The following is a 26,114-nucleotide window of genomic DNA, read 5'->3' on the forward strand; positions in this document are numbered from 1 at the left end:
GCGCAGGGCCCGCCGTTATCATCCGTTTGCTGTCACAGATTGGCAACGCTCGTTGGCGATCAATCAGTTGGCGACAATGTTGAGCAGCTTGCCCGGTACATAGATCACCTTGCGCACGGTCAGACCGTCGGTGAACTTCTGCACGGAGGCGTCGGCCATGGCCAGCTTCTCGACATCAGCTTGGCTGATCTCGGCCGGTACGGTCAGTTTGCCGCGCATCTTGCCGTTGATCTGTACCACGACCAGCTTCTCGGTCTCGACCATGGCCGCTTCATCGGCAACCGGCCATGCAGCGTGATCCACGTCGTCGCCCTTGCCCAGCATCTTCCACAGCTCGAAGCCGATGTGCGGGGTGATGGGGTAGAGCATGACCACCACCGCTTCCAGCGCTTCCTGCATCAGGGCGCGATCCTGCTCGTCGTTGCCCAGCTTGGAGAGATTGTTCATCAGCTCCATGATGGCGGCGATGGCGGTGTTGAAGGTCTGACGGCGACCGACGTCGTCGCTCACCTTGGCGATGGTCTTGTGCAGTTCGCGGCGTACCGCTTTCTGCTCGTTGGAGAGGGCAGCCAGATCCAGCGCGGCAACGGCGCCACCGGAGACGTGCTCGAAGGTGGTGCGCCACAGGCGACGCAGGAAGCGCTGGGCGCCCTCTACGCCGGAGTCGGACCACTCCAGGGTCATCTCGGCCGGAGAGGCGAACATCATGAACAGACGGACGGTATCGGCGCCGTAACGCTCGACCATCAGCTGCGGGTCGATGCCGTTGTTTTTGGACTTGGACATTTTGGTCATGCCGGAGTGGATCACTTCGCGGCCTTCGTTATCGATGGCCTTGGTGATGCGACCCTTCTCGTCACGCTCTACCTTGACGTCGGTCGGGCTGACCCAGACGTTACCGCCTTTTTCGTCCTTGTAGTAGAAAGCGTCGGCCAGCACCATGCCCTGACAGAGCAGACGCTTGAACGGCTCGTCGCTGTTCACGAGACCCGCGTCACGCAGCAGCTTGTGGAAGAAGCGGGCGTAGAGCAGGTGCATACAGGCGTGCTCGATGCCGCCGATGTACTGATCCACCGGCAGCCAGTGGTTGGCAGCAGCCGGGTCCAGCATGCCCTTGTCGTAGTCCGGAGAGCAGTAGCGCGCGTAGTACCAGGAGGACTCCATGAAGGTGTCGAAGGTATCGGTTTCACGGAACGCTTCCTGACCGTTGTAGGTGGTCTTGGCCCACTCGGCGTCAGCCTTGATCGGGCTCTGAATACCATCCATCACCACATCTTCCGGCAGCAGCACCGGCAGCTGATCTTCCGGCGTCGGCACCACGGTACCGTCAGCCAGAGTCAGCATCGGGATGGGAGCACCCCAGTAGCGCTGACGGGAGACCCCCCAGTCGCGCAGACGGAAGTTGACGGTGCGCTTGCCCTTGCCCAGCGTTTCCAGCTTGTTGGCGATGGCATCAAAGGCGCCCTGGAAGTCGAGACCGTCAAACTCGCCGGAGTTGAACAGTACGCCCTTCTCGGTGTAAGCGGCTTCGCTCACGTCGACGTCGCCATCAACCGGCTTGATGACCGCCTTGATGTCGAGGCCATATTTGGTGGCGAATTCGAAGTCACGCTGATCGTGGGCCGGAACCGCCATCACGGCGCCGGTGCCGTAGTTCATCAGCACGAAGTTGGCGACCCAGACCGGTACCTTGCGGCCATCCAGCGGGTGAATGGCGTAGAGGCCGGTGGCCATGCCCTTCTTCTCCATGGTGGCCAGTTCAGCTTCGGCTACCTTGGTGTTCTTGCACTCTTCGATAAAGGCGGCCAGTTCCGGATTGTTTTCGGCGGCCTGCAGGGCCAGCGGGTGGCCAGCGGCGATACCGACATAGGTGACGCCCATGAAGGTGTCCGGACGGGTGGTGTAGACCTCCAGCTGCTCAGCCTGACCCTCGATGGCGAAGCTGATGTTGACCCCTTCGGAGCGGCCAATCCAGTTGCGCTGCATGGTCTTGACCATCTCCGGCCAGCCTTCGAGGTTGTCGATATCGTTCAGCAGCTCTTCGGCGTAGTCGGTGATCTTGATGAACCACTGGGGGATCTCTTTCTGCTCCACCGGGGTGTCACAGCGCCAGCAGCAGTTGTCGACAACCTGCTCGTTGGCTAACACCGTCATGTCGTTCGGGCACCAGTTGACGGAGGAGGTCTTCTTGTAGACCAGACCCTTCTCGTAGAGCTTGGTGAAGAACCACTGCTCCCAGCGGTAGTAGTCCGGCTTGCAGGTGGCGACTTCACGATCCCAGTCATAACCCAGACCCAGCATCTTCAGCTGGTTCTTCATGTATTCGATGTTTTCGTAGGTCCAGGGGGCCGGCGCCGTGTTGTTCTTGATGGCGGCGTTTTCCGCCGGCAGACCGAAGGCATCCCAACCGATGGGTTGCAGCACGTTCTTGCCATTGAGGCGTTGATAACGGGAGATCACATCACCTATGGTGTAGTTGCGAACGTGCCCCATGTGTAGACGACCAGACGGATAGGGGAACATGGAGAGGCAGTAGAACTTCTCTTTGTCTACTTTCTCCACGGCCTTGAAGGTTTTCTTGGCATCCCAGTGCTTCTGCACTGCTGGTTCGATAGATTGGGGAACGTATTGCTCTTGCATTGGTGACATCCGGATCTGTGAAATGAATAGATAAATCAGCTGGGAAATCGCAATAGAATACCCATATCCTGCGGCGGCAACAACCGCCAGCATCCGTCAAGCCTGAAGCCGGGCCAGAAAGGGATTTAGCAGAGGAGTAACAGCCATGGACAAACGTCAAAAAGGGTATGAAACCTTCATTGCCGAACTGCAAAAGCAGTGGCAAGAGACAGAGCAGTTCCAGGGGGAGCGCCTCAACCGGATGATTGCCAAGGTGCAGGCCTATCTGGAGGCAGCAAGTGACCTCACTCAGGACGAGTTGGCGCTGATCGCCGAGTATGTGAAGCGGGATCTGGGGAACTATGACGAGGGGCGCAAGGATGAGCAGGTGGAGGAGTCTGCCTTTATGCTGGCGCTCAAAGATACTGCCTGGTCCTGGTTGGCGGATGTGACTGACCGCGCCCAGGTGGAGTGGCGCGAGCTGGCCGACGAGCTGGAGCACAAGGGCGTCTATGAGGCGGGCGACTGGGTGGGGCTCGGGGTCATGGTGTGCGACCAGTGTGGCTGGCGCCATACAGTGCTCCATCCCGAGCAGCTTGATACCTGCCCCGAATGCGGCTGCGCCGAATATCATCGCGAGCCGCTCTCGCCCTGATCCCGTCGTTTTAGTAAGGCAGCTTGCAAGAGGCACCTCAGGGTGCCTCTTCTCATGCGGCTGAGGGGGCTGCTTTCCCGAGCGGATCACAGTAGCCTTGTGGCCCGGCGGGGTTGGCTCGCCTTCAGGGCGTTTATCAGGTGCAAGGAGTCATCCCCATGTTGAGCGAGATCTGGATCCGGGGCTATCGATCGGTGCGCAAGCTATCCATGCCCCTTGGCAGGATCAATCTGGTGCAGGGGGCAAATGGCTGCGGCAAGAGCAACCTCTACAACGCCATTCATCTGTTGGCGAGCGCAGCCAGCGGAGAGTTGGCGCGAGCCATCTGCGCCGAAGGGGGCATCAGCCAGACCATGTGGGCAGGAGGCCTGCGCCCTGGCGATCGGGCTGATGCCCCCAGACGCATTATTCTCGGGATGCAGGCAGATCTGTTCGGTTATGAGCTGCAGATAGGTTTGCCCCCACCGCCGGTCAGCCCCTATTTCGCCTTCGATCCCGAGATCAAGCAGGAGGAGGCGTGGCTGGGGATCGCCGCTCCCCCTCCAACCGGTTGCTGATGCGGCGCAATCAGGCGGTCAAGGTGCTCGGCATCGACGGCGACAAGGTGGACTATGCCCCCGGCATGCTGCCCCACGAGTCGGTCTTTGGCCATCTGGCCGAGCCGGAGCGCTATCCCGAACTTGCCAGATTGCGCCACCTGCTGAATCAGTGGCGCTTTTATCACCACTTCGATATCGCTCCCGGCTCCCCCCTGCGCAGTCCGCAACCGGCGATCCGCACTCCGGTGCTGAGTCATGACGGGCGGGATCTGGCTGCGGCCTTTGCCACCATCGTCGAAATTGGCGATGCCCGATTGCTGCACGATATTCTCGCCCGTGCTTTCCCCGACGCCAGCTTCCACGTGGGGAACAGCGAAGCGGGGCTCGAGATGATGATGATGCGGGAGGGGCTGCGTCGTCCGCTGCGGGCGCGCGAGTTATCCGATGGGACCCTGCGCCTGCTCTGCCTGACGGTGGCCCTGCTCAGCCCGCGCCCGGCGCCGCTGGTGGTACTGAACGAGCCGGAGAGCAGCCTGCATCCCGATATGCTGCCGGCACTGGGCCGGCTGATTGGCGAAGCGTCGCGCCACTCCCAGCTCTGGGTGACTACCCATAGCCCGGTGCTGGCACAGGCGATCGAAGCCCATGCGCCGTGTCGCCACATCCCTTTGCAGATGATTAACGGGGAGACCTGCCAGCATGATCCGGCTCGTCGCGAGTGGCGATTTGACGAGGATTAAAGGGTCTGAAATTGCGGGGCAAGAGATGAAAAAACGGCGCCCCGGGCCATGCGTTGACCCGGGGCGCCGTTAGTCAGGCAGGATTATTTGCCAGCGACGGAGAGTCCGCCAAAACGGATAAGCGGGGCGTAGAAGCCCTTGCCATCGTTGTGGTGCAGAGTATCGCCGACCGCTTCCAGCTCACCCAGCAGGCGGTAGAAGTTGCCCGCCACTGTGATGCCGCGTACCGGCTGCAGGCGCACTCCGTCGCGACAGAGGAATCCCGATGCGCCAAAGGAGAAGTCACCGCTCACCGCATCGGCCCCCGAGTGCAGGCCATCGAGTTTGACCAGCTCCAGATAGTCGCCGCTCTGCACCTCCGCTTCGCTGTGAGGGCCGGCGCCAAACACCAGATGGCGAGCGGTCACATCGAGGGAGCTGCGGGCGCCGCGGGCGGCCGAGCCGTTGCTGGCCACACCAAAGTGACGGGCGGTAGCGCTGTTGTGGAGCAGGGTTTTCAGCTCACCGTCGCCAATCAGCAGCAGATCCGAGGTGGCCGCCCCCTCGCCATCAAACGCCTTGATGTTCATGCCGCCCGGCATATAGACCCGGCTCTCCAGAGTGAGCCAGCGTGACGCCACGCTCTGCCCCACCTTCTCCCGCCAGGGGTTGATCCCCTGCTGGGCCCACTTGCCCGACAGCACCCCCTGAAAGCAGCCAAACAGGCTGGCGAAGCAGTTGGTACTGAAGATGACGCTGTAGCGACCGCTTGGTACCGCCTCGCCCGGTAGCAGGTCGCTGGCGACGGCGTAGATCTGCGCGATGAGCCGCTGGCTATCCAGCTCGTCGAAGCGACGGCCATACTGCCCCTGCGAGTGCATCGACTGGCGGCCATCCCGTTCGACCAGCGCCGAGGTGTAGCAGCCAACGCTGAACTCGCCGTGCTGGCAGAGGGTGCCCTGACTGTTGGCGAGCCAGAGCTGGCTCTCCCCTTCAAAGAAGCTGTTGTAGGGGGCGCCGCTCACATCGGGCATGGCCTGCATGTCAGATTCGAGGCGCAGGGCCAGGGCGATCTTCTCCTCAACCGGCGTGGTATCGGGCTGGTTGATCTCGGCGCAATCTGTGGTGATCCGGCTATTGGCCACCGAGATGCGCTGATCCGCATCCACCTTGGCAAAGCGGCTGGCATCGAGCGCATCCTGCAGCATGGCATCGAGCGCCGCCTCATCGAGTGCTTCCGAGTAGGCGATGCCGACCCGGCCCTCCCTGATCAGACGAATGCCTAGCTGCTGACTGCTGGTCACCTTGTATTCGCCGAGTTCGCCCTTGTCGGCCTTGAGGGAGAAGGCCTTCTCCTGATTGGCGATGATGTCCGCTTCGGCGTTGAGATCGGCCACCTTGTCCAGCAGGCGGGTGAGCAGTTGATTCATGTCGATGGTGCTCATCAGGCATTACCCCCTACCAGAATATTGTCCACTTTCAGCGCCGGCTGGCCCACCGAGGTGGGGACCGAGCCCGAGACCGAGCCGCACATGCCGGCGGCCAGCGCCAGATTGCTGCCCACCATGGAGATCTCTTTCAGCACCTGCGGGCCGGTGCCGATCAGGGTGGCCGACTTGAGCGGTCTGGTGATTTTGCCGTGCTCGATGAGGTAGGCCTCCTGCACGTTGAAGTTGAATTCACCGGTGCCGGGCTGTACCGAGCCGCCCCCCATCTTTTTGGCGTAGATGCCGTGCTCCACCGTGGCCAGCATGTCGTCGAGGCTGTGGTTGCCCGGTTCGATATAGGTGTTGCGCATGCGCGAGGTGGGGGCGTACTTGTAGGATTCGCGCCGACCCGAGCCGGTGCGGGCGTAACCTGTCTTCAACGCCCCCATTCTGTCCACCAGAAAACCTGTCAGCACACCGTCCTTGATGAGCTGGGTATGCTGGGTTGCCATCCCCTCATCATCGACGTTGATGGAGCCCCAGACGTTGCCTTGCAGCCCTTCGTCCACCGCATTGACCACCGGATTGGCGATAAGCTGGCCCATCTTGTCGTGGAACACCGAGGCCTTTTTGGCCACCGAGGTGGTCTCCAGCAGGTGGCCGCACGCCTCGTGGAAGATGACGCCGCCAAAGCCGTTCTCCATGATGACCGGCAGGGTGCCGCTCGGGCAGGGGGCTGCGCCTAGCTTCACCAGCGCCTGACGGGTGGCGGTGAGGGCCAGTTCGCGCGGATCGATGCGTTCGGCATGTTCCCAGCCCATCAGGGCGCCGGGGGCCTCATAGCCGACGCTCTGCTCGCTCCCTTCCCGGGCGATGGTCTGGGCCATGATGCGGTTGTAGTGGCGGCGATCGGCGACTTGCAGCCCTTCGCTGTTGAAGATCTCCACCTCCTGCTCCCAGCCCAGCACGTTGCCGGAGAACTGGCTCACCTTGTCGCTCTCGGCGCGGGCCACCGCATCCATGGCGTGCAGATAGGCGATCTTCTGCTCCAGCAGCTTGTCGGCCGACAGGGGCAGGGCGACCGGGTTGCGATCGGTCAGGCGGGTAAAATCGAAGGCGGTGGCGGTCACCACCGGGTCGCGGCGGTCTTTGGCCGCCAGCAGGGTGACGATGCGCAGCAGCTCGTCGCGGCTGGCCAGATTGGTGTAGCCGTAGAGTACCTTGTGGCCGTAGCAGAGGCGCACGCCGATGCCGAAATCGAGGCCACCGCTGATGTTCTCTATCTGGCTGGAGAGCAGGCTGAGCTGGCTGCGGCGCTTGCGCTCGACAAACAGCTCGGCGAAATCGGCCCCGAGTGCCAGTGCGTGATCGAGCACGTCGCGGGCGATGGCGGGGGCCAACAGGGAGAGTGGCGTCATAGGATCTCCTTTTCTGGGCGGGTCTCAGCCTTCGTGACCCGGATTCGAGCGTGATGGTGTAGCTGCCCCATTGTTGCAGAGCGTTACTCAAATGTCGCTATGGCGTCAGCGGATGATACCGATTGAAAAAATCGATGCGATAACTGCGACCGCATTGGCGGCAAAGGAGGATTTAAGAGAGCGGAGAGAAGGGGGAGGAAGCCGGCATCCGCACAGGCTGGGATGCCGGACAGGCCGCTCGGGTCAGAGCAGCTCGTGAATTTCGGTCAGGATCTGGTCGACCCACTGCTCGATGCGGGAGTCGGTCTGGTCATACTGGTTGGCATCGTCGAGGGCCAGGCCGACGAAGTGGCGGCCATCATCGATCAGCGCCTTGGAGGCATCGAACTCGTAGCCTTCATTGGGCCAGTAACCCACCAGCTTGACCCCTCTGGGCACCAGCTGATCGTGCAGCATGCCGAGGGCATCCTGGAACCATTCGCCATAACCCAGCTGGTCGCCGAGACCAAACAGGGCGACGATACGCCCCTCCAGATGGAGGTCGCCAATATCTTCCCAGCGGGACTCCCAATCCTCCTGCAGCTCGCCGAAATCCCAGGTGGAGATGCCGAGGATCAACACCTCGTAATCCTCCATCAGGCGCAGGGAGACATCCTTGATGTTGTGGATATCCACCAGCTCGGGGCCGATAAGGGCGCGGATCTTCTCGGCAGCCATCTCGGTGTAGCAGGTGGTAGAACCGTAAAACAGACCAATCTTCATCGCTCTTTATCTCTTTTGGCGCTTTCTCGCTTGCTCGTGTGGGCTGCACCTGTTGGCAACACGATGGGCAACATAAGGGGGAGGGCGCCAGTCTAGCAGATTGGCTGCGCTCCTTCACCGCCCGATATCACGGGCAAATCAGGTCGCGGCAAGCGGCTTGCACATTCGGCAAGCAGAGGCGTTACAATGGGCCACTGTTCTTCTGACTGCGACCGACCATGAGCAAGCCCGAGCCACATCCCCTGATTGAACCCTTTCTCGATGCCCTCTGGTTGGAGCGGGGCCTCTCCGACAACACGGTCAGCTCCTATCGCACCGATCTGGAAAAATTCTCCCTCTGGCTCGACGAGCAGGGGAGCTCCCTGCTGCTGGCGGGGATGGACGAGATCCAGCACTACCTCGCATGGCGGGTCGATCATCAGTTTGCCGCCAGCAGTACGGCCCGCTTTCTGTCGGCCCTGCGCCGTTTCTATCAGTACCTCAATCGCGAGAAGCTGCGCAGCGACGACCCCACCGTACTGCTGGAGGGGCCCAAGCTGCCCAAGAAGCTTCCCTCCGATCTGAGCGAAGCGGAAGTGGAAGCGCTGTTGACGGCGCCGCTGGTGGATGATCCGCTGGAACTGCGGGACAAGGCGATGCTGGAGCTGCTCTACGCCACCGGTTTGCGGGTCTCCGAACTGGTGGGATTGACTGCCGAGCATGTCAGCCTGCGGCAGGGGGTGGTGCGGGTGGTCGGCAAGGGCAACAAGGAGCGGTTGGTGCCCATGGGCGAGGAGGCGATGTACTGGCTGGAACGCTACTACCGGGAGGGAAGAACCCTGCTGCTCGGCGGTACCAGCTCGGATGTGGTCTTCCCCTCCAAACTGGCCCGGATGATGACCCGCCAGACCTTCTGGCACCGCATCAAGCTCTATGCCCAGCGGGCCGGGATCAACGGCGAGTTATCCCCCCATACCCTGCGCCACGCCTTTGCTACCCACCTGCTCAACCACGGCGCCGATCTGCGGGTGGTGCAGATGTTGCTGGGCCACGCAGATCTCTCCACGACCCAGATCTACACCCATGTCGCCAACGAGCGGCTCAAGGCGCTGCACGGCGAGCATCACCCGCGGGCCTGAGCGGGTTGGGTGGCCAACAAAACAAAAAACCGCCTGCGGGCGGTTTTTTTATGAATACACGACGGGAAGTGACGCTTATTTGCCCTGCTGGGCTTTCAGCAGGTCGCGGATCTCGGTCAGCAGCTCCTGATCCTTGGTCGGTGCTGCGGGGGCGGCTGCTTCCTCCTCCTGCTTTTTCTTCAGGGTATTGATGGCCTTCAGCCCCATGAAGATGGCGAAGGAGATGATCAGAAAATCGATGATGGTCTGGATGAACTTGCCGTAGGCAATGACCACGGCAGGAGCGCTGCCTTCGGCAGCCTTCAGGGTGACTGCCAGGTCGCTGAAGTCCACGCCGCCCAGGATCAGGCCGATAGGCGGCATGATCACGTCACCGACGAAGGAGGAGACAATCTTGCCGAAGGCGGCACCAATAATGATACCGACCGCCATATCGATCACGTTGCCTCTGGATGCAAAGGCCTTGAACTCTTGTATCAGACTCATTCTTTCCTCCGAAATTAAGCACGCTAGCGTAGCGGCCGCGCCTTGTTCTGGCGGCGATCCGCTATCGGGAGCAGGGTAGCAAGAGCACATGCCACCTGTTCTCCCTGACTAGCTTGCTGAGGTTGGCTCTGCTTGGCAATCAGGGGGGCGTGATTTTTTGGTTCAACCTGATATTAATTTTTCGATAAATAGCAGGTTGAATGCTGAACTGTGCTGCTGTACTTTGTTGAGTCCATTCATTCATGCCACGTGAGTAAAAGAGTGAAGTATTTACTACTGGGAATGATGCTTTTGTGCACATTTACTGCCAAAGCGGGGATGGATCCCCAGGCCTTGAAAGCAGCCATATCCACCAGGCTGGGGATATCCGTATATACGGTGGATCAGACGCCTATTGCGGGCCTGTATATGCTAGGCACCTCCAAGGGGGTGCTCTATAGCGATGCCAAAGGGGATTATCTGGTACAGGGGGTCATGCTGGACATGACTCGGGACATGAAGAACCTGACCATCTCCGGCATGCGCACTCAGCGTCGACTGGGATTGGCGCAGGCAGCCCATGATCCCATTGTGCTCAAGGCCCGGGATGAGCGTCATCGGGTCGCGTTGTTTCTTGGCGAGAAGGATGCGGCACGGCGTCAGCTACCCGGGACTCTGCAACATCTGCAGGCATCCGGGGTGAGCATCGCGATCTATCCGGTCATTGACCATGCCGAGCGAGCCACCGACTGGTGCAGCGATCCCCTGCTGCAAAATTCGCCCTTCAAAGCTTATTTGCCTCAAAAGGAATGTAGTGAGACCCTTATCCAAAATATTGGCCTGAGCCAATGGTTGGGGGTAAAGGTACTGCCGGCCTGGATCTCCTCTGAAGGAGATCTGGTGCGGGGTTACCAGAGCCCTGAACAACTGCTCAAGATACTGGATAATTTTGATGCCTCTGCACATTCGTCGTCGTCCGCGAGTTGATGATTCCCATCTGCCCGCCAACCTGCATCCGCTGCTTCGCCAAATCTTCGCCAGCCGTGGCGTAGACGATCCCGTCCTGCTCGAGCGCAGTGCCAGCTCGCTGCTGCCACCCCAGCGCCTCTATGGCATGGAGCAGGCGGTGCCGCTGCTGGCCGATGCGCTGGCCGCCCAGAAGCGGATCCTCATCGTCGGTGACTTTGACTGCGATGGCGCCACCAGCTCGGCGCTGTGCGTGCTGGCCCTGCGCGCCATGGGCGGCCGCCATATCGATTTTCTGGTGCCCAACCGCTTCGAGTTCGGATACGGCCTTACCCCCGAGATCGTCGAGCTGGCGGTGGCCCGCGGCGCCGAGTTCCTGATCACGGTGGATAACGGCATCTCCAGCATCGCCGGGGTGGCGGCGGCCAAGGCGGCCGGCATGCAGGTACTGGTTACCGATCACCATTTGCCTGGTCAGGAGTTGCCTGATGCCGATGCCATCGTCAATCCTAACCAGCATGGTTGCGACTTCCCCTCCAAGTCGCTGGCCGGGGTCGGGGTCGCCTTCTACCTGATGGCGGCGCTCAATACTTACCTCAAGCAGTCCGGCTGGTATGAGCGGCTCGGCATCGTAGCCCCCAATGTGGCGGATTACCTCGATCTGGTGGCCCTCGGTACCGTGGCCGACGTGGTGGCGCTCGACGGCAACAACCGCATTCTGGTGCATCAGGGTTTGCAGCGGATCCGGGCGGGCCGCTGCCGCCCCGGCATTCAGGCGCTGGTCGATGTGTCGGGTCGTGACGGTCGCCGCCTTACCGCCGCCGACCTCGGTTTTGCGCTGGGGCCGCGCCTCAACGCAGTGGGGCGCCTCGATGACATGTCGCTCGGGGTCGCCTGTCTGCTCTGCGATGATCTCAATCTGGCGCGCCAGCTCGCCTCCGAGATGGACAGCCTCAATCAGGAGCGCAAGGAGATCGAGCAGGGGATGCAGCAGGAGGCCCTCGCTACCCTGGAGCAGATCCGGTTTCGCGATGGCGAGGTACCGTCGGGCATCGTGCTGCACCGCAACGAGTGGCATCAGGGGGTGGTGGGGCTGGTGGCCTCCAAGGTGAAGGAGAAGTACTACCGCCCGGTCATCGCCTTTGCAGAGAGCAGCGACACCGAACTCAAGGGCTCTGGCCGCTCTATCCCCGGGGTGCATCTGCGTGATGCGCTGGAACTGCTCGACACCCGCCACCCGGGGCTGATGGGCAAGTTTGGCGGTCACGCCATGGCTGCGGGGCTGACCCTGCCCAAGGCCAATATCGAGGCATTCGGTCGGGCGTTTGAGGCGATCATCAGTGAACTGGTGACCCCCGAGCTCTTGACCGGGGTGCTGCTCACCGATGGCGAGCTCTTGCCGGACGAGCTCAATATCGAGCTGGCGGAGCTTATTCGCGCCTCCGGCCCCTGGGGTCAGGCCTTTCCCGAGCCGCTGTTCGACGGCGAATTCGTGCTGGTACAGCAGCGGCTGGTGGGGGAGAAGCACCTCAAGATGATGCTGACTACCGATTCCGGTCACGCAGTGGATGCCATTGCCTTTGGGGTCGATCTCAAGCGTTGGCCCGATGCTTCGGTGAAGCGGGTGCGGCTGGTCTACCGTCTTGACGTCAACGAGTGGCGCGGTAACCGCAGCGTGCAGCTGCTGGTGGAGCATCTGGAGGCCGCCGGCTTCTGAGCCGGTAGCATTGCTGCTTTGTCGCTGACATCGTTGACGACGGCCACCCTCGGGTGGCCGTTTTTGTTGGCGGCGCTCTGGAAAAGGGCGTTGACCTGTCTATAGCTTCACGGTTTAAGCTTCCCTTCATCGGGTCACAGACCCCTCAGCGAGTTGTTGTCATGAAAATATCCGAGCTGGCCCGGCGCTGCGGCCTGGCCCGCTCCACCCTGCTCTATTACGAGAAGCTGGGGGTGATTGCGGGAACGAGGGGCGCCAACGGCTATCGCCACTACGACGATGAAGATCTGCAGCGGTTGCAGATGGTGCAGGCCCTGCAGGCGGGTGGGCTCAGCCTCAAGCAGTGCCTCACCTGTCTGGCTGGCGAGATAGATCAGGCTGCACTGCAGGCCAGGGTCAGGGAGCTCGATGATGAGCTGGCGAGGATGCAGCGCGCCCGGGATCTGCTGGCGGATCTGGCAGGGCTGCGCCCGCACTCCGGTGAGGAATTCAAGGCCTGGCAGCTGCAACTGCAGCGCGAGGCACCGGAGGCCTACTTCGCTTGGGTGATGAAACAGGGTTTTAGCGAGAAGGATCGCTACCACTTGCAGTGGCTCAGCAAAGACATGAATGAACATGATCGTTACATCAAGGACTTTATCCAGCTGCTGGATGGCATGAGTTACTGGGGGCCGGGGGATCGCCTCTTCACCCAGCAGCAGTTTGCCGCCTTGCCCATCCGGCCGCGCCGGATCCTCGACATGGGCTGCGGACGGGGTGCCTCGACCATGGCGCTGGCTCAGGTGACCGATGCCGCCATTGTGGCCATCGATCTGGAAGAGGAGGCTCTGGCCGCTGTGGCCAACTCTGCCCGTGCGGCGGGCTTTGAGCATGTCTCCACCCTCTGTGCCAACATGGCGGCACTGCCGGACGATCTGGCACCGGCCGACCTCATCTGGGCAGAGGGGAGCGCCTATGTGATGGGCGTTGCCAATGCACTGAAGGCGTGGCGTCCGCTGCTCGCGAGCCCGCAGGCTTGTATCGTGCTGAGTGATGCGGTCTGGTTGACCGATAACCCGCCCGAGGAGGCATTGGCATTCTGGCAGCAGGATTACCCCGCCATGCAGACGCTGGCGGGCCTGCTTGAAACGATACAAGCGGCGGGTTATCGCTGTCTGTCGCACACCCAGTTGCCGCAAAAGGCCTGGCACAACTATCTGAATCCCATCGAGGCCAATCTGGCGCGCTATCGTGACGAGCTGGGGGAGAGTCCCGCATGGCAGGACTTAAGTCGGGAAATAGCTATCCACCGCCAATATCTGGGCAGTTACGGCTATGTGATCTGCTGTCTGCAGGTCGCCTGATCAGGCCATCTATTTTAAAGAGAACAAACGGAGAACACCGATGAACATTATTATTCGGCCCGAAACGGGGGCCGATCATGACGTCATTGAAGCAGTGACCGTGGCCGCATTCCTCAATGCCCCCCATACCGCTCACAACGAGCAGCTGATCGTGCGCGCCTTGCGCCAGGCCGGGGCACTCAGCCTGTCGCTGGTGGCAGAGCTGGGGGGCCAAGTGGTCGGCCACCTCTGCTTTTCGCCGGTCACCATCAGTGATGGCAGCGAGCGCTGGTATGGCCTTGGCCCCATTTCCGTCTCTCCCGAGCTGCACGGCAAGGGGATAGGGTCACACTTGATGGAAGCGGGTCTGGCCGAGTTCAAGAGGAAAGGGGCTGCAGGCTGCGTGGTGCTGGGGGATCCCGGTTTCTACGGTCGTTTCGGTTTCGTGCCCGAGCCGGAGTTGACGCTGCCCGGCGTGCCACCCGAGTACTTTATGGCCATGTCGTTTGGTGCAGCCAGTGCCCGTGGTGAGGTAAACTACCACCCGGCTTTCAATCAGGGATAACAAGATTGAATTGCGGTCAAAGGCCGTAATGTCTGGATAAAAAATGAGGCGCCTTATGGCGCCTCTCGTCTTTATGATACGACTTTAACATGCGCTCAGAGCTCGCGGGCCCAGGGGTGCGCCTTGGGGCGCAGCGCCAGGGCCAGACCCAGCAGCAGCACGGTCATGCCGTAGAGGGGCCAGTTGCCAAAGCGCATATAGGGGGTGGCACCGTGAGCCGGGCGTACTTCGCTGCGCAGTACACCTGCTTCGAACTGCGGGACCTGGCCGATGATGCTGCCATCGATCTCGGTAACGATAGTGATGCCGGTGTTGGTGTCGCGCAGCAGCGGACGAGCCAGCTCCAGCGCCCGCATCCGGGCGATCTCCATATGCTGCCAGGGGCCGATGCTGGTGCCGAACCAGGCGTCGTTGGAGACGGTCAGCAGGAAGTCGGTATCCGGGTTGACGTTGCGGCGCACCTCTTCCGGGAAGATGATCTCGTAGCAGATGGCGGCGGCAAACTTGAGCCCCTTGGCGATCAGGTTCGGTTGCACCTCGTCACCCCGGCTGAAAGAGGACATCGGCAGGTTGAAGAAGGGGGCGATGGGGCGCAGCAGATCTTCAAAGGGCACGAACTCGCCGATGGGCAGCAGGTGGTACTTGTTGTAGCGGTTGGGGTGGCCGTAGAAGTAGGACTCCTTGCCATCCGCATCCTGTACCCCCATGCCGAGCACGGTGTTGTAGAAGCGTTGCTTATCCTCGTCGTAGTGGATGATCCCTGCCAGCAGGCCGGTCTCGTTCACCTTCATCGCCTTGTCGAGGTTCTCCAGATAGGGGCCCATGGTCTTCTCGAGGGCCGGGATCGCCGATTCCGGCCAGACGATGATGTCGGCATCCTGATTGTCGCGGCTCAAATCCTGATAGGTGCGTACCGTGGGGGCCAGCGCCTCCGGATCCCACTTGAGGGACTGGGCGATATTGCCCTGCACCAGCGCCACCTTGACCGGTTCGCCACGGGTTACCCAGTTGAGCTGCATCAGGCCATGAGCGCCGGCAGCCAGCAGGGCGGGCACCGCCAGCCACAGTGGCGAGCGGGACTTCCACACCAGCCAGATGGCGGAGGCGGAGAATAGCAGTGCCAGGGTGATGCCCTGTACCCCGAGAATGGGGGCGAAACCCTTGAGCGGGCCGTCGATCTGGGTGTAGCCAAACCAGAGCCATGGGAAGCCGGTCATCACCCAGCCGCGCAGCCAGTCGGCCAGCAGCCAGAGTGCCGGGAAGGCGAGCAGCCAGCGGCTCCAGTGACGACCGCTGAAGAAGCGGGCAAAGGCCCAGCAGGCCAGCGTCGGATAGAGCGCCAGATAGGCTGACAGACCAGCCAGCAGCACGAAAGCGACCGGCAGCGGTATGCCGCCAAATTCGGTCATGCTGACGTGGATCCACCACAGACCCGGCAAGAACAGCCCCATGGCGTAGCCAAAGCCGCGCCAGGCCGCCTGTTTGGGGCTGGCCTTGTCCAGCAGGGCGTAGAGGCCGAGCAGGGAAGGTATAACCAGCGGCCAGTAGCCGAAGGGGGAGAAGGCCAGCACAGCGATGGCACCAGAGGCCAACGCACTGAGGCTTAACAAAATTTTTGAAGTAACAGGGGATAATCTCACGGGCGATGGTGCTCGTCTTGGTCTGCAACTGGGTCGAATGGCCGGTATCTTACCCTGTACGGTTGCCAACGGCGAGCCTCCTGCCGTCCGGATAGCACAACGCCCCGAGGTCGGGGCGTTGTTCAATGCACTCAGGCGACTTACTGGGGTTCAGATTGCGCCACTGCATGGTTCTCGGGGATCTTCACCTGCAACTGCTGCAGGCGGCGCTTGTCGGCGTGCATCACCTTGAACAGGTAGCCGTCCAGCTCGATCTCCTCGCCCTTCTTGGGCAGGTGGCTGAAGGCGTGCATCACCAGACCACCGACCGTATCCACCTCTTCATCGCTGAACTTGGTGCCGAAGAAGTCGTTGAAATCCTCGATCTCGGTCAGGGCGCTGATGGAGAAGACCCGTTTGCTGAGGCGGCGGATCTCGTCCGGCTCGTCCTCGATGTCGTCAAACTCGTCGTCGATCTCGCCAACGATAAGTTCCAGTATGTCTTCAATGGTCACCAGACCGGAGACGCCACCAAACTCGTCGACCACGATGGCCATGTGGTAGCGCTCTTCGCGAAACTCCTTGAGCAGGCGATCAACGCGCTTGCTCTCGGGGACGATCACCGTGGGGCGCAGGATCTTCTCGAGCTGCAGCGGCTCGCTGGCATGGTGGCCACCGAAACCGAAGGGGAGCAGATCCTTGGCGAGCAGAATACCCTCGACATGATCCTTGTCCTCGTTGATCACCGGGAAGCGGGAGTGACCCGACTCGATGATCACCGGCAGGATCTCGTCGATCGGCTGGGACTTCTCGATGGTGACCATCTGGGAGCGGGGGATCATGATGTCGCGTACCCGGAGATCGGCGATCTCCAGCACCCCTTCGATCATGTCCTTGGTGTCCTGATCGATAAGGTCACGCTCTTCGGCATCGGCTATCACTTCCACCAAATCATTGCGGTCTTTTGGCTCGCCCTGGAAGAGTTGGCTGAGCTTGTCGAGCCAGGTTTTCTTCGGCGAGCCGGTACTAGGGTGATCGTCGGTCATTTTTTCTCTTGGTTACTCATTGAATATACGGGGATTTCACTTCAGCTATATGAGGATGGCAGCCATCTGTTTCAAGCCGATGAACCGCCATGCTGCACATTACTCTTCGTCGCTCTGATAAGGGTCGGCAAAGCCCAGCTCCTGCATGATGTCGCGCTCGAGCGCTTCCATCTCTTCGGCTTCCTCATCCTCGATATGGTCATAACCTAGCAGATGCAGACTGCCGTGCACAACCATGTGGGCCCAGTGGGCCATGAGGGGTTTGCCCTGCTCCTGTGCCTCGCGCTCAACCACCTGACGGCAGATCACCAGATCGCCCAGCAGCGGCAGCTCCAGACCGGGTGGCGCCTCGAACGGGAAGGAGAGCACGTTGGTAGGCTTGTCCTTGCCGCGATAGGTGAGGTTGAGTTCGTTGCTCTCTGCCTCGTCGACGATGCGCACCGTCACTTCGGCCTCCTGCTGGAAGCCGAGAATGGTGCCGTCGAGCCAGCCCTGCAGTTGGGCCTCGCTTGGCAGGCCGTCGGTGCTGGCACTGGCCAGTTGCAGATCCAGGGTTACGCTCATTGCTCACTCTCTTTGCTGGTGTTTGCTTGGCCGGCAACTTTCTCGGCTGCCTGCTTGGCGTCGAAGGCCTCATAGGCCTGCACGATGCGGGCCACCACCGGATGGCGCACCACGTCGGTAGACTGGAAGAAGTTGAACGACAGACCATCAACGCCCTGCAGCACTTCCAGCGCGTGGCGCAGGCCGGACTTGGCGTTGCGCGGCAGGTCGATCTGGGTGATGTCGCCGGTGACCACCGCCTTGGAGTTGAAGCCGATCCGGGTCAGGAACATCTTCATCTGTTCGGTGGTGGTGTTCTGGGCCTCATCGAGAATGATGAAGGCATCGTTGAGGGTACGGCCGCGCATGTAGGCAAGCGGCGCCACCTCGATGATGTTGCGCTCCATCAGTTTCTCGACCCGCTCAAAACCCAGCATCTCGAACAGGGCGTCGTAGAGCGGGCGCAGGTAAGGATCGACCTTCTGGGAGAGATCGCCGGGCAGGAAGCCGAGCTTCTCGCCCGCTTCCACCGCCGGACGGGTCAGCAGAATGCGGCGGATCTCCTGACGCTCCAGCGCATCCACCGCCGCCGCCACCGCCAGATAGGTCTTGCCGGTACCAGCTGGGCCTATGCCGAAGCAGATGTCGTGGCGCACGATATTGGCGATGTACTGGGCCTGATTGGGGCTACGTGGCTTGATGAGACCGCGCTTGGTCTTGACCGTCACCTCCTTGCCATAAGGGATGGAGGGGGCCGGTTCGTCATCCTGCTCCAGCACCCGCGACTCCAGAATGGCCAGATGAACCATGTCGGGAGTGATGTCGGTTACCTTGCCACCCTTGAGGGGCTGGGTTTCCACATATAGGTGCTTGATGATGACGGCGGCGGCATCCACCTGGGCCTGCTTGCCCAGCAGCTGGAAGTGGTTGTCACGGTAGCTGATCTCGATGCCGAGGCGGCGCTCCAGCTGCTTGATGTTGTCATCGAAGGGGCCGCAGAGACTGGCAAGACGCTGGTTGTCGGCGGGTTCGAGATGCAGGTTCAGGGTCGAGAGGTGTCGGCTCACAATATCCTCGTATCAGGGCGCTCCCCATCCGCCGGGCGGATGGGGAGGGGGAGATTAATGGGGAGTGAAGGCGGCCACGCCCAGCTCGTCCGGCACGTTGTCGGGACGACGGGCCAGAATGTCGCTCGGGGCGGTGGCGATGCGCAGGTTCATCTCGCTCTCGCCACGGATGAATTTGCCGCGCAGGGAGTTGGGCAGCACTTCGGTGATCTCCACGTCGGCAAAACCGCCAATCAGGGTATGGGCCCCTTCGAAGTTGACCACCCGGTTGTTCTCGGTGCGACCGCACAGCTGCATCGGGTCGAGCTTGGAAGGCCCTTCCACCAGAATGCGCTGGGTAGTGCCCAGCATGGAGCGGCCAATCTGCATCGCCTGATTGTTGATGACGTGCTGCAGGCGGGCCAGACGGGCTTTCTTCACTTCCATGTCGACATCGTCGGGCATGTCGGCGGCCGGCGTACCCGGGCGTGGACTGAAGATGAAGCTGAAGCTCATGTCAAAGCCCACATCCTCGATCAGCTTCATGGTGGCCTCGAAATCCTCATCGGTTTCGTTCGGGAAGCCAACGATGAAGTCGGAGCTGATGGTGATGTCGGGACGGGCGGCGCGCAGACGACGGAGCTTGGATTTGTACTCCAGAATGGTGTGCGGGCGCTTCATCATGGTCAGGATACGGTCGGAACCGCTCTGCACCGGCAGGTGCAGGAAGCTGACAACTTCCGGAGTGTCCTTGTAGACCTCGATGATGTCGTCGGTGAACTCGATGGGGTGGCTGGTGGTGTAGCGGATACGGTCGATGCCGTCGATGGCGGCCACCAGACGCAGCAGCTCGGCGAAGGTGCAGATGCCGTCGTCATGGGTCGGGCCACGGTAGGCGTTGACGTTCTGGCCGAGCAGGTTCACTTCGCGCACCCCTTGCTGGGCGAGCTGGGCGATTTCATAGAGCACGTCGTCGAGCGGACGGCTCACCTCTTCACCGCGGGTATAGGGCACCACGCAGTAAGTACAGTATTTGGAGCACCCTTCCATGATGGAGACGAAGGCGGTCGCCCCTTCGGCGCGCGGCTCGGGCAGGCGGTCAAACTTCTCGATCTCGGGGAAGCTGACGTCCACCTGGGCGCCACGCCCCTCCTGAACCTGTTTGATCATGGTGGGCAGGCGGTGCAGGGTCTGCGGGCCGAACACGATATCGACATAGGGAGCGCGTTGGCGAATGGCATCGCCCTCCTGGGAGGCCACGCAACCACCGACGCCGATCACCAGACCGGGCTTGTTTGCCTTGAGCTTTTTCCAGCGGCCCAGCTGGTGGAACACCTTCTCCTGCGCCTTTTCGCGGATGGAACAGGTGTTGAGCAGCAGCACATCTGCCTCTTCCGGCTCCTCGGTAAGCGTGTAGCCATTGCTGGCATCCAGCAGGTCGGCCATCTTGGACGAGTCGTACTCGTTCATCTGGCAGCCCCAGGTTTTAATGTGAAGTTTCTTGCTCATTGCTACTCTTGACTGGTTTTGAATTTGGCATGGTCAAAGGACCGGGCATTTTACTCCGCAATCGTGAGACTGCCTAGCGAATATCCAGTCCGGCCCCTTTGCCAGCGGGGGCGCCACGTGCGGGAGAAAATCGGCTTTCCCCTTGATTTGACGCAGCAATTCTCCACCCCCTTCACTGTTTATCCCGCCCCCTTGCGGTATCATGGCGCCATTCGGTTTGGCCCCGTCCACCCATGAACGGGGCGCCCCTTTTGCAGGAATAAAGTTATGGAACAGTGTGATATCGCCATCGTCGGCGCCGGCATGGTGGGGGCGGCTACCGCCTGTCTGCTGGCGGCCCAGGGCCTCTCGGTGCGGGTCATCGAAACCCAGCTGCCGGAGCAATACGCGCCGGAGCAGCCGCTGGATCTGCGGGTCTCCGCCATCAGTCAGGCCTCGGTGGCGCTGCTGGAGCAGGCCGGTGCCTGGCACCATCTGCAGCAGATGCGGCTCTGCCCCTATCGCCGGCTGGAGACCTGGGAGCTGGACGGCTTTGGCACCCGTTTCAACGCCGCCGACCTCGGCCTGCCCCAGCTCGGTTACATCATCGAAAACCGGTTGGTACAGCTCGCCCTGCTCAAGCGGATGGAGGATTTTCCCAACATCCAGACCCACACCCCGGCAGCGGTGACCAGCCTGCGCCAGAGTGCGGATGAAGCTGTGCTGACTCTGGACGACGGCACCGCGCTGGCGGCCCGCTGGGTGCTGGCTTGCGACGGCGCCGAATCCCACACCCGCAAGCTGGCCGGCATCGGGGTATCGCGTTTCGAGTACCGCCAGCACTGCATGCTGATCAATATCGACACTGATTTCCCGCAGGAAGATATCACCTGGCAGCAGTTTACCCCGAGCGGCCCGCGCGCCTTCCTGCCGCTGACCGGCCAGCACGGCTCCCTGGTGTGGTATGACAGTCCGGTCCGGATCCGGGCGCTGGCGGCCATGAGCAACGAGGCGCTCGCCACCGAAGTGCGCCGCCACTTCCCGAGTCGGCTCGGCGGCTTTACCGTCACCGGCAAGGGGAGCTTCCCGCTGGTGCGCCGTCACGCCAACGACTACCACGCCGGTCGGGTGGTGCTGCTCGGCGATGCCGCCCACACCATCAACCCGCTGGCGGGGCAGGGGGTTAACCTCGGCTTCAAGGATGTGGCCTGCTGGGTCGACTTGCTGCAAGGTGCTGGTGCCGACTGGCATCAACTTGTGCTGGCCGAGCGCTACGAGCGGCGGCGCCGCCCCGACAACCTGCTGATGCAGTCGGGGATGGATCTCTTCTACGGGGTGTTCAGCAACGAGATTGGCCCGCTCAAGCTGGCTCGCAATCTGGCCCTCAATCTGGCGGACAAGGCGGGCCCCCTGAAGGAGATGGCCCTGCGCTACGCGCTCGGACTGGTGTAAGCGGAAGCAAGGATGCAAATGGAGAGCTGCTACTTTATCAACGGTGACTTGGAGCTGGCCAGCGAGCAGGATCTGCAACCGCTGGTTGACGCGCTGGTGCAGGGCGGGATGGATTGTCTGACCCTCCATCAGGAAGGGGGACTGTGGCACGGGCGTCTGGAGCTGTTCGCCGGAGAGGGCAATTACAGCGAGCCACGACAACTTGTAGCGCACCTGCTCGCCATTTTGGCTGAGCTGCCGGAGCCGGTTTTGCCGCTTTGGCAAGGTTGTCTGCGCAAGGAGATGGATCTGGGTTACCAGTCAGGCACAGCTCCCATCCTGCAAAACCGGCTGCCGGCCTCACTGCTGCTGGGGCTGGCTGAGCAGGGGCTCGATCTGGTGGTGACCCTCTATCCGGGGGAGGTGCAGGCATAAGCGTACTGGTCATGCCAACGAGGTCGCTGAGACAGGCTGTGCAGGCGCGAAAAAGCGAGTATAACGGGTCGGCTATCAACCACGATTTGGGAGAGAAGGGATGAACAAGGCACTACTGGTGATCGATTTTATCAACGACATCGCCCATCCTGACGGTCGCATTGCGACCACGGCCGACCATGTGATGGAGCAGAACGCCATCGCGCATGCCAATGAGGCGATGGCTTATGCCCGCGCCCACGACTGGCTGGTGGTGCTGATCAAGGTCGGTTTCGACAGCCGTTATCAACTGCAACCCAAGGGTTCCCCCATGTTTGGCCGGGCCCATCAGCTTGGCGCCCTCTCACTTTGCGACAGCGGCACCGATTTTCATGCAGACCTCGATGTGCAGGCCGGTGATCTGGTGCTGGCCAAACCCAGAGTGAGCCCATTCTATGGTACTGCGCTGGAACCCGCCCTGCGGGCCAACCACATCGACCACCTCTATCTGTGCGGCGTAAGCACCAGCTGGGCCATTCAGTCGGCAGCCCGAGATGGTCACGATCGCGACTACGCCATCACCATTCTGGAGGATGCCTGCGCGGCGGCGGATGCCACCGAGCACCACACCTCGCTGCGGATGCTGAGCCGTATCGCCGAGGTCATCAAGGTGTCCCAGCTCGACTGACCCTTTGGCAGCAGGCTGCGCTTGCTCACTGTTTTGACATTTATGTCTGCGGCCCTCTGTTGGGCCGCAGCTGTTTTCGCTTCTCGGCCAAGTCGGTGACTTCCGCGCCGGCTACTCCTGTCAGTAGTGGTAAGTGCCGTATGGGGCCAACTACCGACACGACTGCATCGCTGCCAACCAGAAGTTATCAGTGCGATGGTCGCCAATATTGCTCCCAGATGACCTCTTGTGAGGAGGCGACCTGGTTTTTGCAAAATTGCCCTGATACCAAAATGGATGGAGAGGGAGATGGCATCCCCTGTGAAAGTCAGTGGTGCGGGAATTAAATACTATTTCTAAATAAAAAATTGATGATTTGTTCTTTTTTTGTCCGGTTTGGGAGCTGGCCTGAAACCTTGCCGGATGGTGTGACATGGTGACATTTGGTCTCAGTTGGCTAAGTGAGAATTGGGTGCTTTACTCTACCTGCTGACTTAATTGTTAATAGCTGGCGAGGCGCCACTTTTGCCACAGGATGGCCACCATGATTGATAACATGCTGGGGGGGATACGTCGCTTTGCCGAGCGAGCTCAGGATCTGGTTGCATTGCTGGATTCACTGGATGACCAGTTTGCAGTAATAGACGGCAACGGGGTGATCCATTATACCAACCTCGCCTGGAATCGATTCGCCGAGCAAAATGGCATGGCAAAGGGGTATAACTGGCTTGGCGTCAATTATTTAAGCGCTTGCGATGGCTCTGCTGAACCTTCGGCGCTGAGCGCTATCGAGGGGTTGCGACGGGTCATGCTGCGCCAGCAGGAGAGCTTCTATCTGGAATATCCCTGCCACAGCCCGGATACCCAGCGCTGGTTCATGATGCGCATTGTTCCGGTCAAAGGGATAGATGCCGAGTTTTATGTCATCACCCATTCCAATATTACCGAACGGAAATTGCTGGAGCTCGAGGTCGCCAACCTTTCCCTCCATGACCCGCTGACCGGGCTGGCAAACCGCAGATTGTTCAACAACTTCCTGCACAACGAGTGGCGCCGCAGCGTGCGCGAACATACCCCCCTCTCTCTTATCATGCTGGATCTCGATAACTTCAAGGCGTGCAATGACCATCTTGGCCATCAGATGGGGGATGGCTCCCTCCAGCTGGTGGGCCATCTGTTGCAATCCTTTTGCCAGCGTCCGGCGGATCTGCCCTGCCGCTTTGGCGGTGACGAGTTTGCTCTGATCCTCGGTAATACCAACAGAGAGGCTGCACAACGGATTGGCGAGGAGATCCGCCAGGCCATCCACGATCTCGACATCGTGGTGGCGGACAATATCCAGCTCAGCGCCAGCATTGGCATTGCCACCTACACGGCAGAGCAACCGCTGGAGGGGGAAGGGGAGTTGCTGGCCGCGGCCGATGCGGCGCTCTATAGCGCCAAGGGGGCGGGTAAGAACCGTAGTTATTGCACCAACTGTTGAGCCTGACCGCCGCTTTTGTTGTTAATGCGCCCCCTTTTGGGGGCGCACTGTTTTGGCTGGTTATTGAGCAACCCATAGCCGTTGCCATCATCGCTCGGGTGTGGCCGAGATTGGCGTAGGGTGCGCGGCGATCACCAGCTTGACGAAGCTGTCGCGGATGGGATCGGCAAACAGGGGATTCCATACCAGACTGACCTCCCACTCGGAATTGGGGCCAGAGAGAGGATAGAGGGTGACGTCAGGGCCGGCGATAAAGCTGACGCTGCGCGGCAGGATGGCGTTGCCGATCCCGGCGGCGACCAGCGCAACCAGCGTCTGGATATCTTCGGCCTCCTGGATCATCCCGGTCAACCGGTTGACGCCGAGAAAGCTGGCGATCTGCTGGCTGAGGCCGGGGCAGCGGTGGCCCACCATCTGCAGCAGCGGCTGGCTGGTCAAGGCCTGCTGGAGATCAAACGCAGCCGGATCTGGCTGGGTCATCCGGGTTGGCACTGCCAGCACCAGCCGATCAATCAGCAACCTGTGCTCGCGCAACTGCGGCAGCTCGGGGCGGCGCATAAAGCCAAGCTGGAGTTGACCGGAGAGCAGCTGCTCCTGCTGGATGGCAGAGGGCATATCCTGCAGATGCACCATCACATCGGGCACCAGCTGCTTGAAGCGGGCGACCAGCGAGGGGGCCAGCGCAAAGCTCGACAGACCAAAGCCAATCTTGAGCCGACCGGCAACTCCGCTCGCCACCGCCAGCGCATGGCTCTCGAACTCCCGCCCGTGTTCGACCAGCGCACTCGCCTGGGTCAGCAGCTGGGCGCCGACGGCGGTCAGTTCTGCGCCGTGACGACCGCGATTGAACAGGGTGCTGCCGAGGGTCTGCTCCAGTCCCTGGATCTGCTTGGTGAGGGCGGGCTGGGTAATGAAGAGGCGATTGGCCGCTTCCCGGTAGTTGGCGGTCTCGGCCAGCATCACGAACGCCTGCAGTTGTTTGAGGTCGAATTTCATTCCGTTTGATTATCGAAAGTGGCCATTTACTCATTATAAATTATCTAAACGCCCTGTTCTAATGGCGCTGAAAGGGGAGTCGAGTCCCCTCCGGTCTGGAACAAGGAGTCATATCATGTCGACCCAACGCTATCTCTTTTTGATCAAAGGCTCTCTGGTGCTGGCCCAACCGCTGGCTGCGCCAGAAACGGGGGAGCTGCTTGCCAGCCTGCTGCAACAGGGGTTTGTGGTCGGCCCGCTGCAGGTGTGGGCAGGCAGCGCCGAACAGGCGCTCGCCTGTTATGAGCGTGCCGCCCAGCAGCAGGCTTTTGCCGATGCGTTGCAGGGAGCTGAGCCAGAGCTTACGGGAGTATCGGCATGATTACCGGCATGAGTCGCGAACCGGCCGTTTGTACAGGCGGCACAAAAACCGTGGCGGTCGCCGCCCTGCTGCTCGATATGGATGGCACTCTGGTCTGCTCGACCGACGATGTGGAGCTGGTATGGCGGATCTGGTGTCGTGAGCATCAGCTCGATCCCGAGCCGGTGCTGGCGATGTGTCACGGCATGCGCTCGCGGGAGGTGATCCGGGCGCTGGCCCTGCAACTGGATATGGAGCGGGAGGCGGCGCGGCTCGACGAGCTGGAGATGTTGCACACTGGCGGCGATGCCATCGCCGGGGCTGGTGAGTTGCTGCGCCGTTTGCCGCCACAGCGCTGGGCCATCGTGACCTCCGCCAGTGAGCGGGTTGCCCGTCACCGCCTGCATTGTGCCGGTTTGCCGCTGCCCAACCTGCTGGTGGGGGCCGAAACTGTGGTCAATGGCAAACCCGATCCCGAGCCCTATCTGCTGGGGGCTGAACGGCTTGGTGTCTCGCCCGCTCGTTGTCTGGTGTTCGAGGATGCCCCGGCCGGTATCGAGAGCGCCCTGAACGCAGGCTGCGCCGTGGTGCAGGTGGGGGGCGATGCGCCGCTCAATCCGGCAGTGGTGGCGGTGATCCGCGACTGGCGCGAGGTGAAGGTGGAGTTGGGGGAAGATGACTCTCTGCTGGTGACACTGCCCGCCTGAGCGATGGAGATAATGGATTGTGGCTGCATATGCGCTATGAGC

At 61.2% G+C, this 26,114-nt stretch carries 25 protein-coding genes and 1 pseudogene; 15 read left to right on the top strand and 11 right to left on the bottom strand.

Annotated elements, in window-relative coordinates; genetic code table 11:
- Window positions 1–63: 63 nt before the first annotated feature.
- Entirely contained in the window at window positions 64–2,640 is a 2,577-nt protein-coding gene (gene leuS / locus NOM67_RS14825; protein WP_156853072.1) for a leucine--tRNA ligase, read from the bottom strand.
- Window positions 2,641–2,785: 145 nt separating this feature from the next.
- Here leuS and NOM67_RS14830 point away from each other — a divergent pair, with 145 nt between their 5' ends.
- The 3 genes from NOM67_RS14830 (at window position 2,786) to NOM67_RS14840 (ending at window position 4,553) form a co-directional block, all read left to right on the top strand.
- Window positions 2,786–3,274: a zinc ribbon-containing protein gene (locus NOM67_RS14830; protein ID WP_156853073.1), complete on the top strand. Its 489-nt coding sequence runs from the start codon at window positions 2,786–2,788 to the stop codon at window positions 3,272–3,274.
- Between the two features lie 158 nt (window positions 3,275–3,432).
- Window positions 3,433–3,831 carry an AAA family ATPase gene (locus NOM67_RS14835; RefSeq protein ID WP_255938327.1) on the top strand — a complete coding sequence of 133 codons (399 nt, stop codon included), beginning with the start codon at window positions 3,433–3,435 and terminating at the stop codon, window positions 3,829–3,831.
- Entirely contained in the window at window positions 3,792–4,553 is a 762-nt protein-coding gene (locus NOM67_RS14840; RefSeq protein WP_255938329.1) for an AAA family ATPase, read from the top strand. Before NOM67_RS14835 ends, NOM67_RS14840 begins: the two co-directional genes overlap by 40 nt.
- A gap of 83 nt (window positions 4,554–4,636) precedes the next feature.
- Here the strand turns inward: NOM67_RS14840 and NOM67_RS14845 are convergent, their stop codons facing one another.
- The 3 genes from NOM67_RS14845 to fldB form a co-directional block, all read right to left on the bottom strand.
- On the bottom strand, window positions 4,637–5,977 hold the full coding sequence (locus NOM67_RS14845) for a TldD/PmbA family protein (protein ID WP_156853075.1): 1,341 nt from the start codon (window positions 5,975–5,977) through the stop codon (window positions 4,637–4,639).
- Window positions 5,977–7,377, bottom strand: a complete 1,401-nt coding sequence (locus tag NOM67_RS14850; RefSeq protein ID WP_041209967.1) for a TldD/PmbA family protein — start codon at window positions 7,375–7,377, stop codon at window positions 5,977–5,979. Before NOM67_RS14850 ends, NOM67_RS14845 begins: the two co-directional genes overlap by 1 nt.
- Before the next feature lie 243 nt (window positions 7,378–7,620).
- Complete coding sequence (fldB, locus tag NOM67_RS14855) at window positions 7,621–8,139, bottom strand: flavodoxin FldB (protein WP_033112705.1); 519 nt, start codon at window positions 8,137–8,139, stop codon at window positions 7,621–7,623.
- A gap of 218 nt (window positions 8,140–8,357) precedes the next feature.
- Here fldB and xerD point away from each other — a divergent pair, with 218 nt between their 5' ends.
- Window positions 8,358–9,257, top strand: coding sequence for a site-specific tyrosine recombinase XerD (xerD, locus tag NOM67_RS14860; protein ID WP_156853076.1), 900 nt, complete (start codon window positions 8,358–8,360; stop codon window positions 9,255–9,257).
- A 75-nt stretch (window positions 9,258–9,332) separates the two neighbouring features.
- On the opposite strand, the gene mscL is transcribed toward xerD, so the two are convergent.
- Window positions 9,333–9,743: a large-conductance mechanosensitive channel protein MscL gene (gene mscL, locus NOM67_RS14865; RefSeq protein WP_041209969.1), complete on the bottom strand. Its 411-nt coding sequence runs from the start codon at window positions 9,741–9,743 to the stop codon at window positions 9,333–9,335.
- 318 nt (window positions 9,744–10,061) lie between these two features.
- On the opposite strand from mscL, the gene NOM67_RS14870 reads away from it, so the two are divergent.
- The 4 genes from NOM67_RS14870 to NOM67_RS14885 all read left to right on the top strand — a co-directional run bounded on the left by NOM67_RS14870 (window position 10,062) and on the right by NOM67_RS14885 (window position 14,292).
- On the top strand, window positions 10,062–10,709 hold the full coding sequence (locus tag NOM67_RS14870; RefSeq protein WP_156853473.1) for a disulfide isomerase DsbC N-terminal domain-containing protein: 648 nt from the start codon (window positions 10,062–10,064) through the stop codon (window positions 10,707–10,709).
- The gene (gene recJ, locus NOM67_RS14875) at window positions 10,675–12,405 is read left to right on the top strand and encodes a single-stranded-DNA-specific exonuclease RecJ (RefSeq protein ID WP_156853078.1); all 1,731 of its coding nucleotides are present in this window, start codon (window positions 10,675–10,677) and stop codon (window positions 12,403–12,405) included. Before NOM67_RS14870 ends, recJ begins: the two co-directional genes overlap by 35 nt.
- A gap of 161 nt (window positions 12,406–12,566) precedes the next feature.
- Window positions 12,567–13,748: a MerR family transcriptional regulator gene (locus NOM67_RS14880; RefSeq protein WP_255938333.1), complete on the top strand. Its 1,182-nt coding sequence runs from the start codon at window positions 12,567–12,569 to the stop codon at window positions 13,746–13,748.
- Between the two features lie 40 nt (window positions 13,749–13,788).
- Window positions 13,789–14,292 (top strand): GNAT family N-acetyltransferase, encoded by a 504-nt coding sequence (locus tag NOM67_RS14885; protein WP_156853082.1) that lies wholly within the window; start codon window positions 13,789–13,791, stop codon window positions 14,290–14,292.
- Window positions 14,293–14,387: 95 nt separating this feature from the next.
- Here NOM67_RS14885 and lnt read toward each other — a convergent pair whose 3' ends face one another.
- The 5 genes from lnt to miaB all read right to left on the bottom strand — a co-directional run bounded on the left by lnt (window position 14,388) and on the right by miaB (window position 20,055).
- Window positions 14,388–15,932, bottom strand: coding sequence for an apolipoprotein N-acyltransferase (lnt, locus tag NOM67_RS14890; RefSeq protein WP_255938336.1), 1,545 nt, complete (start codon window positions 15,930–15,932; stop codon window positions 14,388–14,390).
- 140 nt (window positions 15,933–16,072) lie between these two features.
- Window positions 16,073–16,957, bottom strand: coding sequence for a CNNM family magnesium/cobalt transport protein CorC (gene corC / locus NOM67_RS14895; RefSeq protein ID WP_033112698.1), 885 nt, complete (start codon window positions 16,955–16,957; stop codon window positions 16,073–16,075).
- A 99-nt stretch (window positions 16,958–17,056) separates the two neighbouring features.
- Window positions 17,057–17,521 (bottom strand): rRNA maturation RNase YbeY, encoded by a 465-nt coding sequence (gene ybeY / locus NOM67_RS14900; protein WP_041209973.1) that lies wholly within the window; start codon window positions 17,519–17,521, stop codon window positions 17,057–17,059.
- Window positions 17,518–18,567: a PhoH family protein gene (locus NOM67_RS14905; protein WP_071913025.1), complete on the bottom strand. Its 1,050-nt coding sequence runs from the start codon at window positions 18,565–18,567 to the stop codon at window positions 17,518–17,520. The genes ybeY and NOM67_RS14905 overlap by 4 nt, the downstream gene beginning before the upstream one ends.
- Before the next feature lie 54 nt (window positions 18,568–18,621).
- Window positions 18,622–20,055 (bottom strand): tRNA (N6-isopentenyl adenosine(37)-C2)-methylthiotransferase MiaB, encoded by a 1,434-nt coding sequence (gene miaB / locus NOM67_RS14910; protein WP_033112695.1) that lies wholly within the window; start codon window positions 20,053–20,055, stop codon window positions 18,622–18,624.
- Window positions 20,056–20,322: 267 nt separating this feature from the next.
- On the opposite strand from miaB, the gene NOM67_RS14915 reads away from it, so the two are divergent.
- The 5 genes and pseudogenes from NOM67_RS14915 to NOM67_RS14935 all read left to right on the top strand — a co-directional run bounded on the left by NOM67_RS14915 (window position 20,323) and on the right by NOM67_RS14935 (window position 24,029).
- A complete protein-coding gene (locus NOM67_RS14915) occupies window positions 20,323–21,486 on the top strand; it encodes an FAD-dependent oxidoreductase (protein ID WP_156853084.1) in 1,164 nt (387 codons plus the stop codon).
- A gap of 12 nt (window positions 21,487–21,498) precedes the next feature.
- Window positions 21,499–21,900, top strand: coding sequence for a hypothetical protein (locus tag NOM67_RS14920; RefSeq protein ID WP_156034031.1), 402 nt, complete (start codon window positions 21,499–21,501; stop codon window positions 21,898–21,900).
- A gap of 100 nt (window positions 21,901–22,000) precedes the next feature.
- Window positions 22,001–22,567 (top strand): isochorismatase family cysteine hydrolase, encoded by a 567-nt coding sequence (locus tag NOM67_RS14925; RefSeq protein ID WP_041209977.1) that lies wholly within the window; start codon window positions 22,001–22,003, stop codon window positions 22,565–22,567.
- 188 nt (window positions 22,568–22,755) lie between these two features.
- Window positions 22,756–22,893: pseudogene (locus NOM67_RS14930) on the top strand (excalibur calcium-binding domain-containing protein); the annotation flags it as partial.
- 197 nt (window positions 22,894–23,090) lie between these two features.
- Complete coding sequence (locus NOM67_RS14935) at window positions 23,091–24,029, top strand: sensor domain-containing diguanylate cyclase (RefSeq protein WP_255938345.1); 939 nt, start codon at window positions 23,091–23,093, stop codon at window positions 24,027–24,029.
- A gap of 87 nt (window positions 24,030–24,116) precedes the next feature.
- Here the strand turns inward: NOM67_RS14935 and NOM67_RS14940 are convergent, their stop codons facing one another.
- Window positions 24,117–25,025 (bottom strand): LysR family transcriptional regulator, encoded by a 909-nt coding sequence (locus NOM67_RS14940; protein WP_255938347.1) that lies wholly within the window; start codon window positions 25,023–25,025, stop codon window positions 24,117–24,119.
- Between the two features lie 115 nt (window positions 25,026–25,140).
- Here NOM67_RS14940 and NOM67_RS14945 point away from each other — a divergent pair, with 115 nt between their 5' ends.
- Together NOM67_RS14945 and NOM67_RS14950 are read left to right on the top strand one after the other, a co-directional pair.
- A complete protein-coding gene (locus NOM67_RS14945; RefSeq protein WP_043850167.1) occupies window positions 25,141–25,386 on the top strand; it encodes a hypothetical protein in 246 nt (81 codons plus the stop codon).
- Window positions 25,383–26,072 (top strand): HAD-IA family hydrolase, encoded by a 690-nt coding sequence (locus NOM67_RS14950; RefSeq protein WP_370689168.1) that lies wholly within the window; start codon window positions 25,383–25,385, stop codon window positions 26,070–26,072. The genes NOM67_RS14945 and NOM67_RS14950 overlap by 4 nt, the downstream gene beginning before the upstream one ends.
- Window positions 26,073–26,114: the final 42 nt, after the last annotated feature.

The organism is Aeromonas sp. SG16 (genome assembly GCF_024436135.1).
In the GTDB taxonomy this organism is placed as follows: domain Bacteria; phylum Pseudomonadota; class Gammaproteobacteria; order Enterobacterales; family Aeromonadaceae; genus Aeromonas; species Aeromonas jandaei.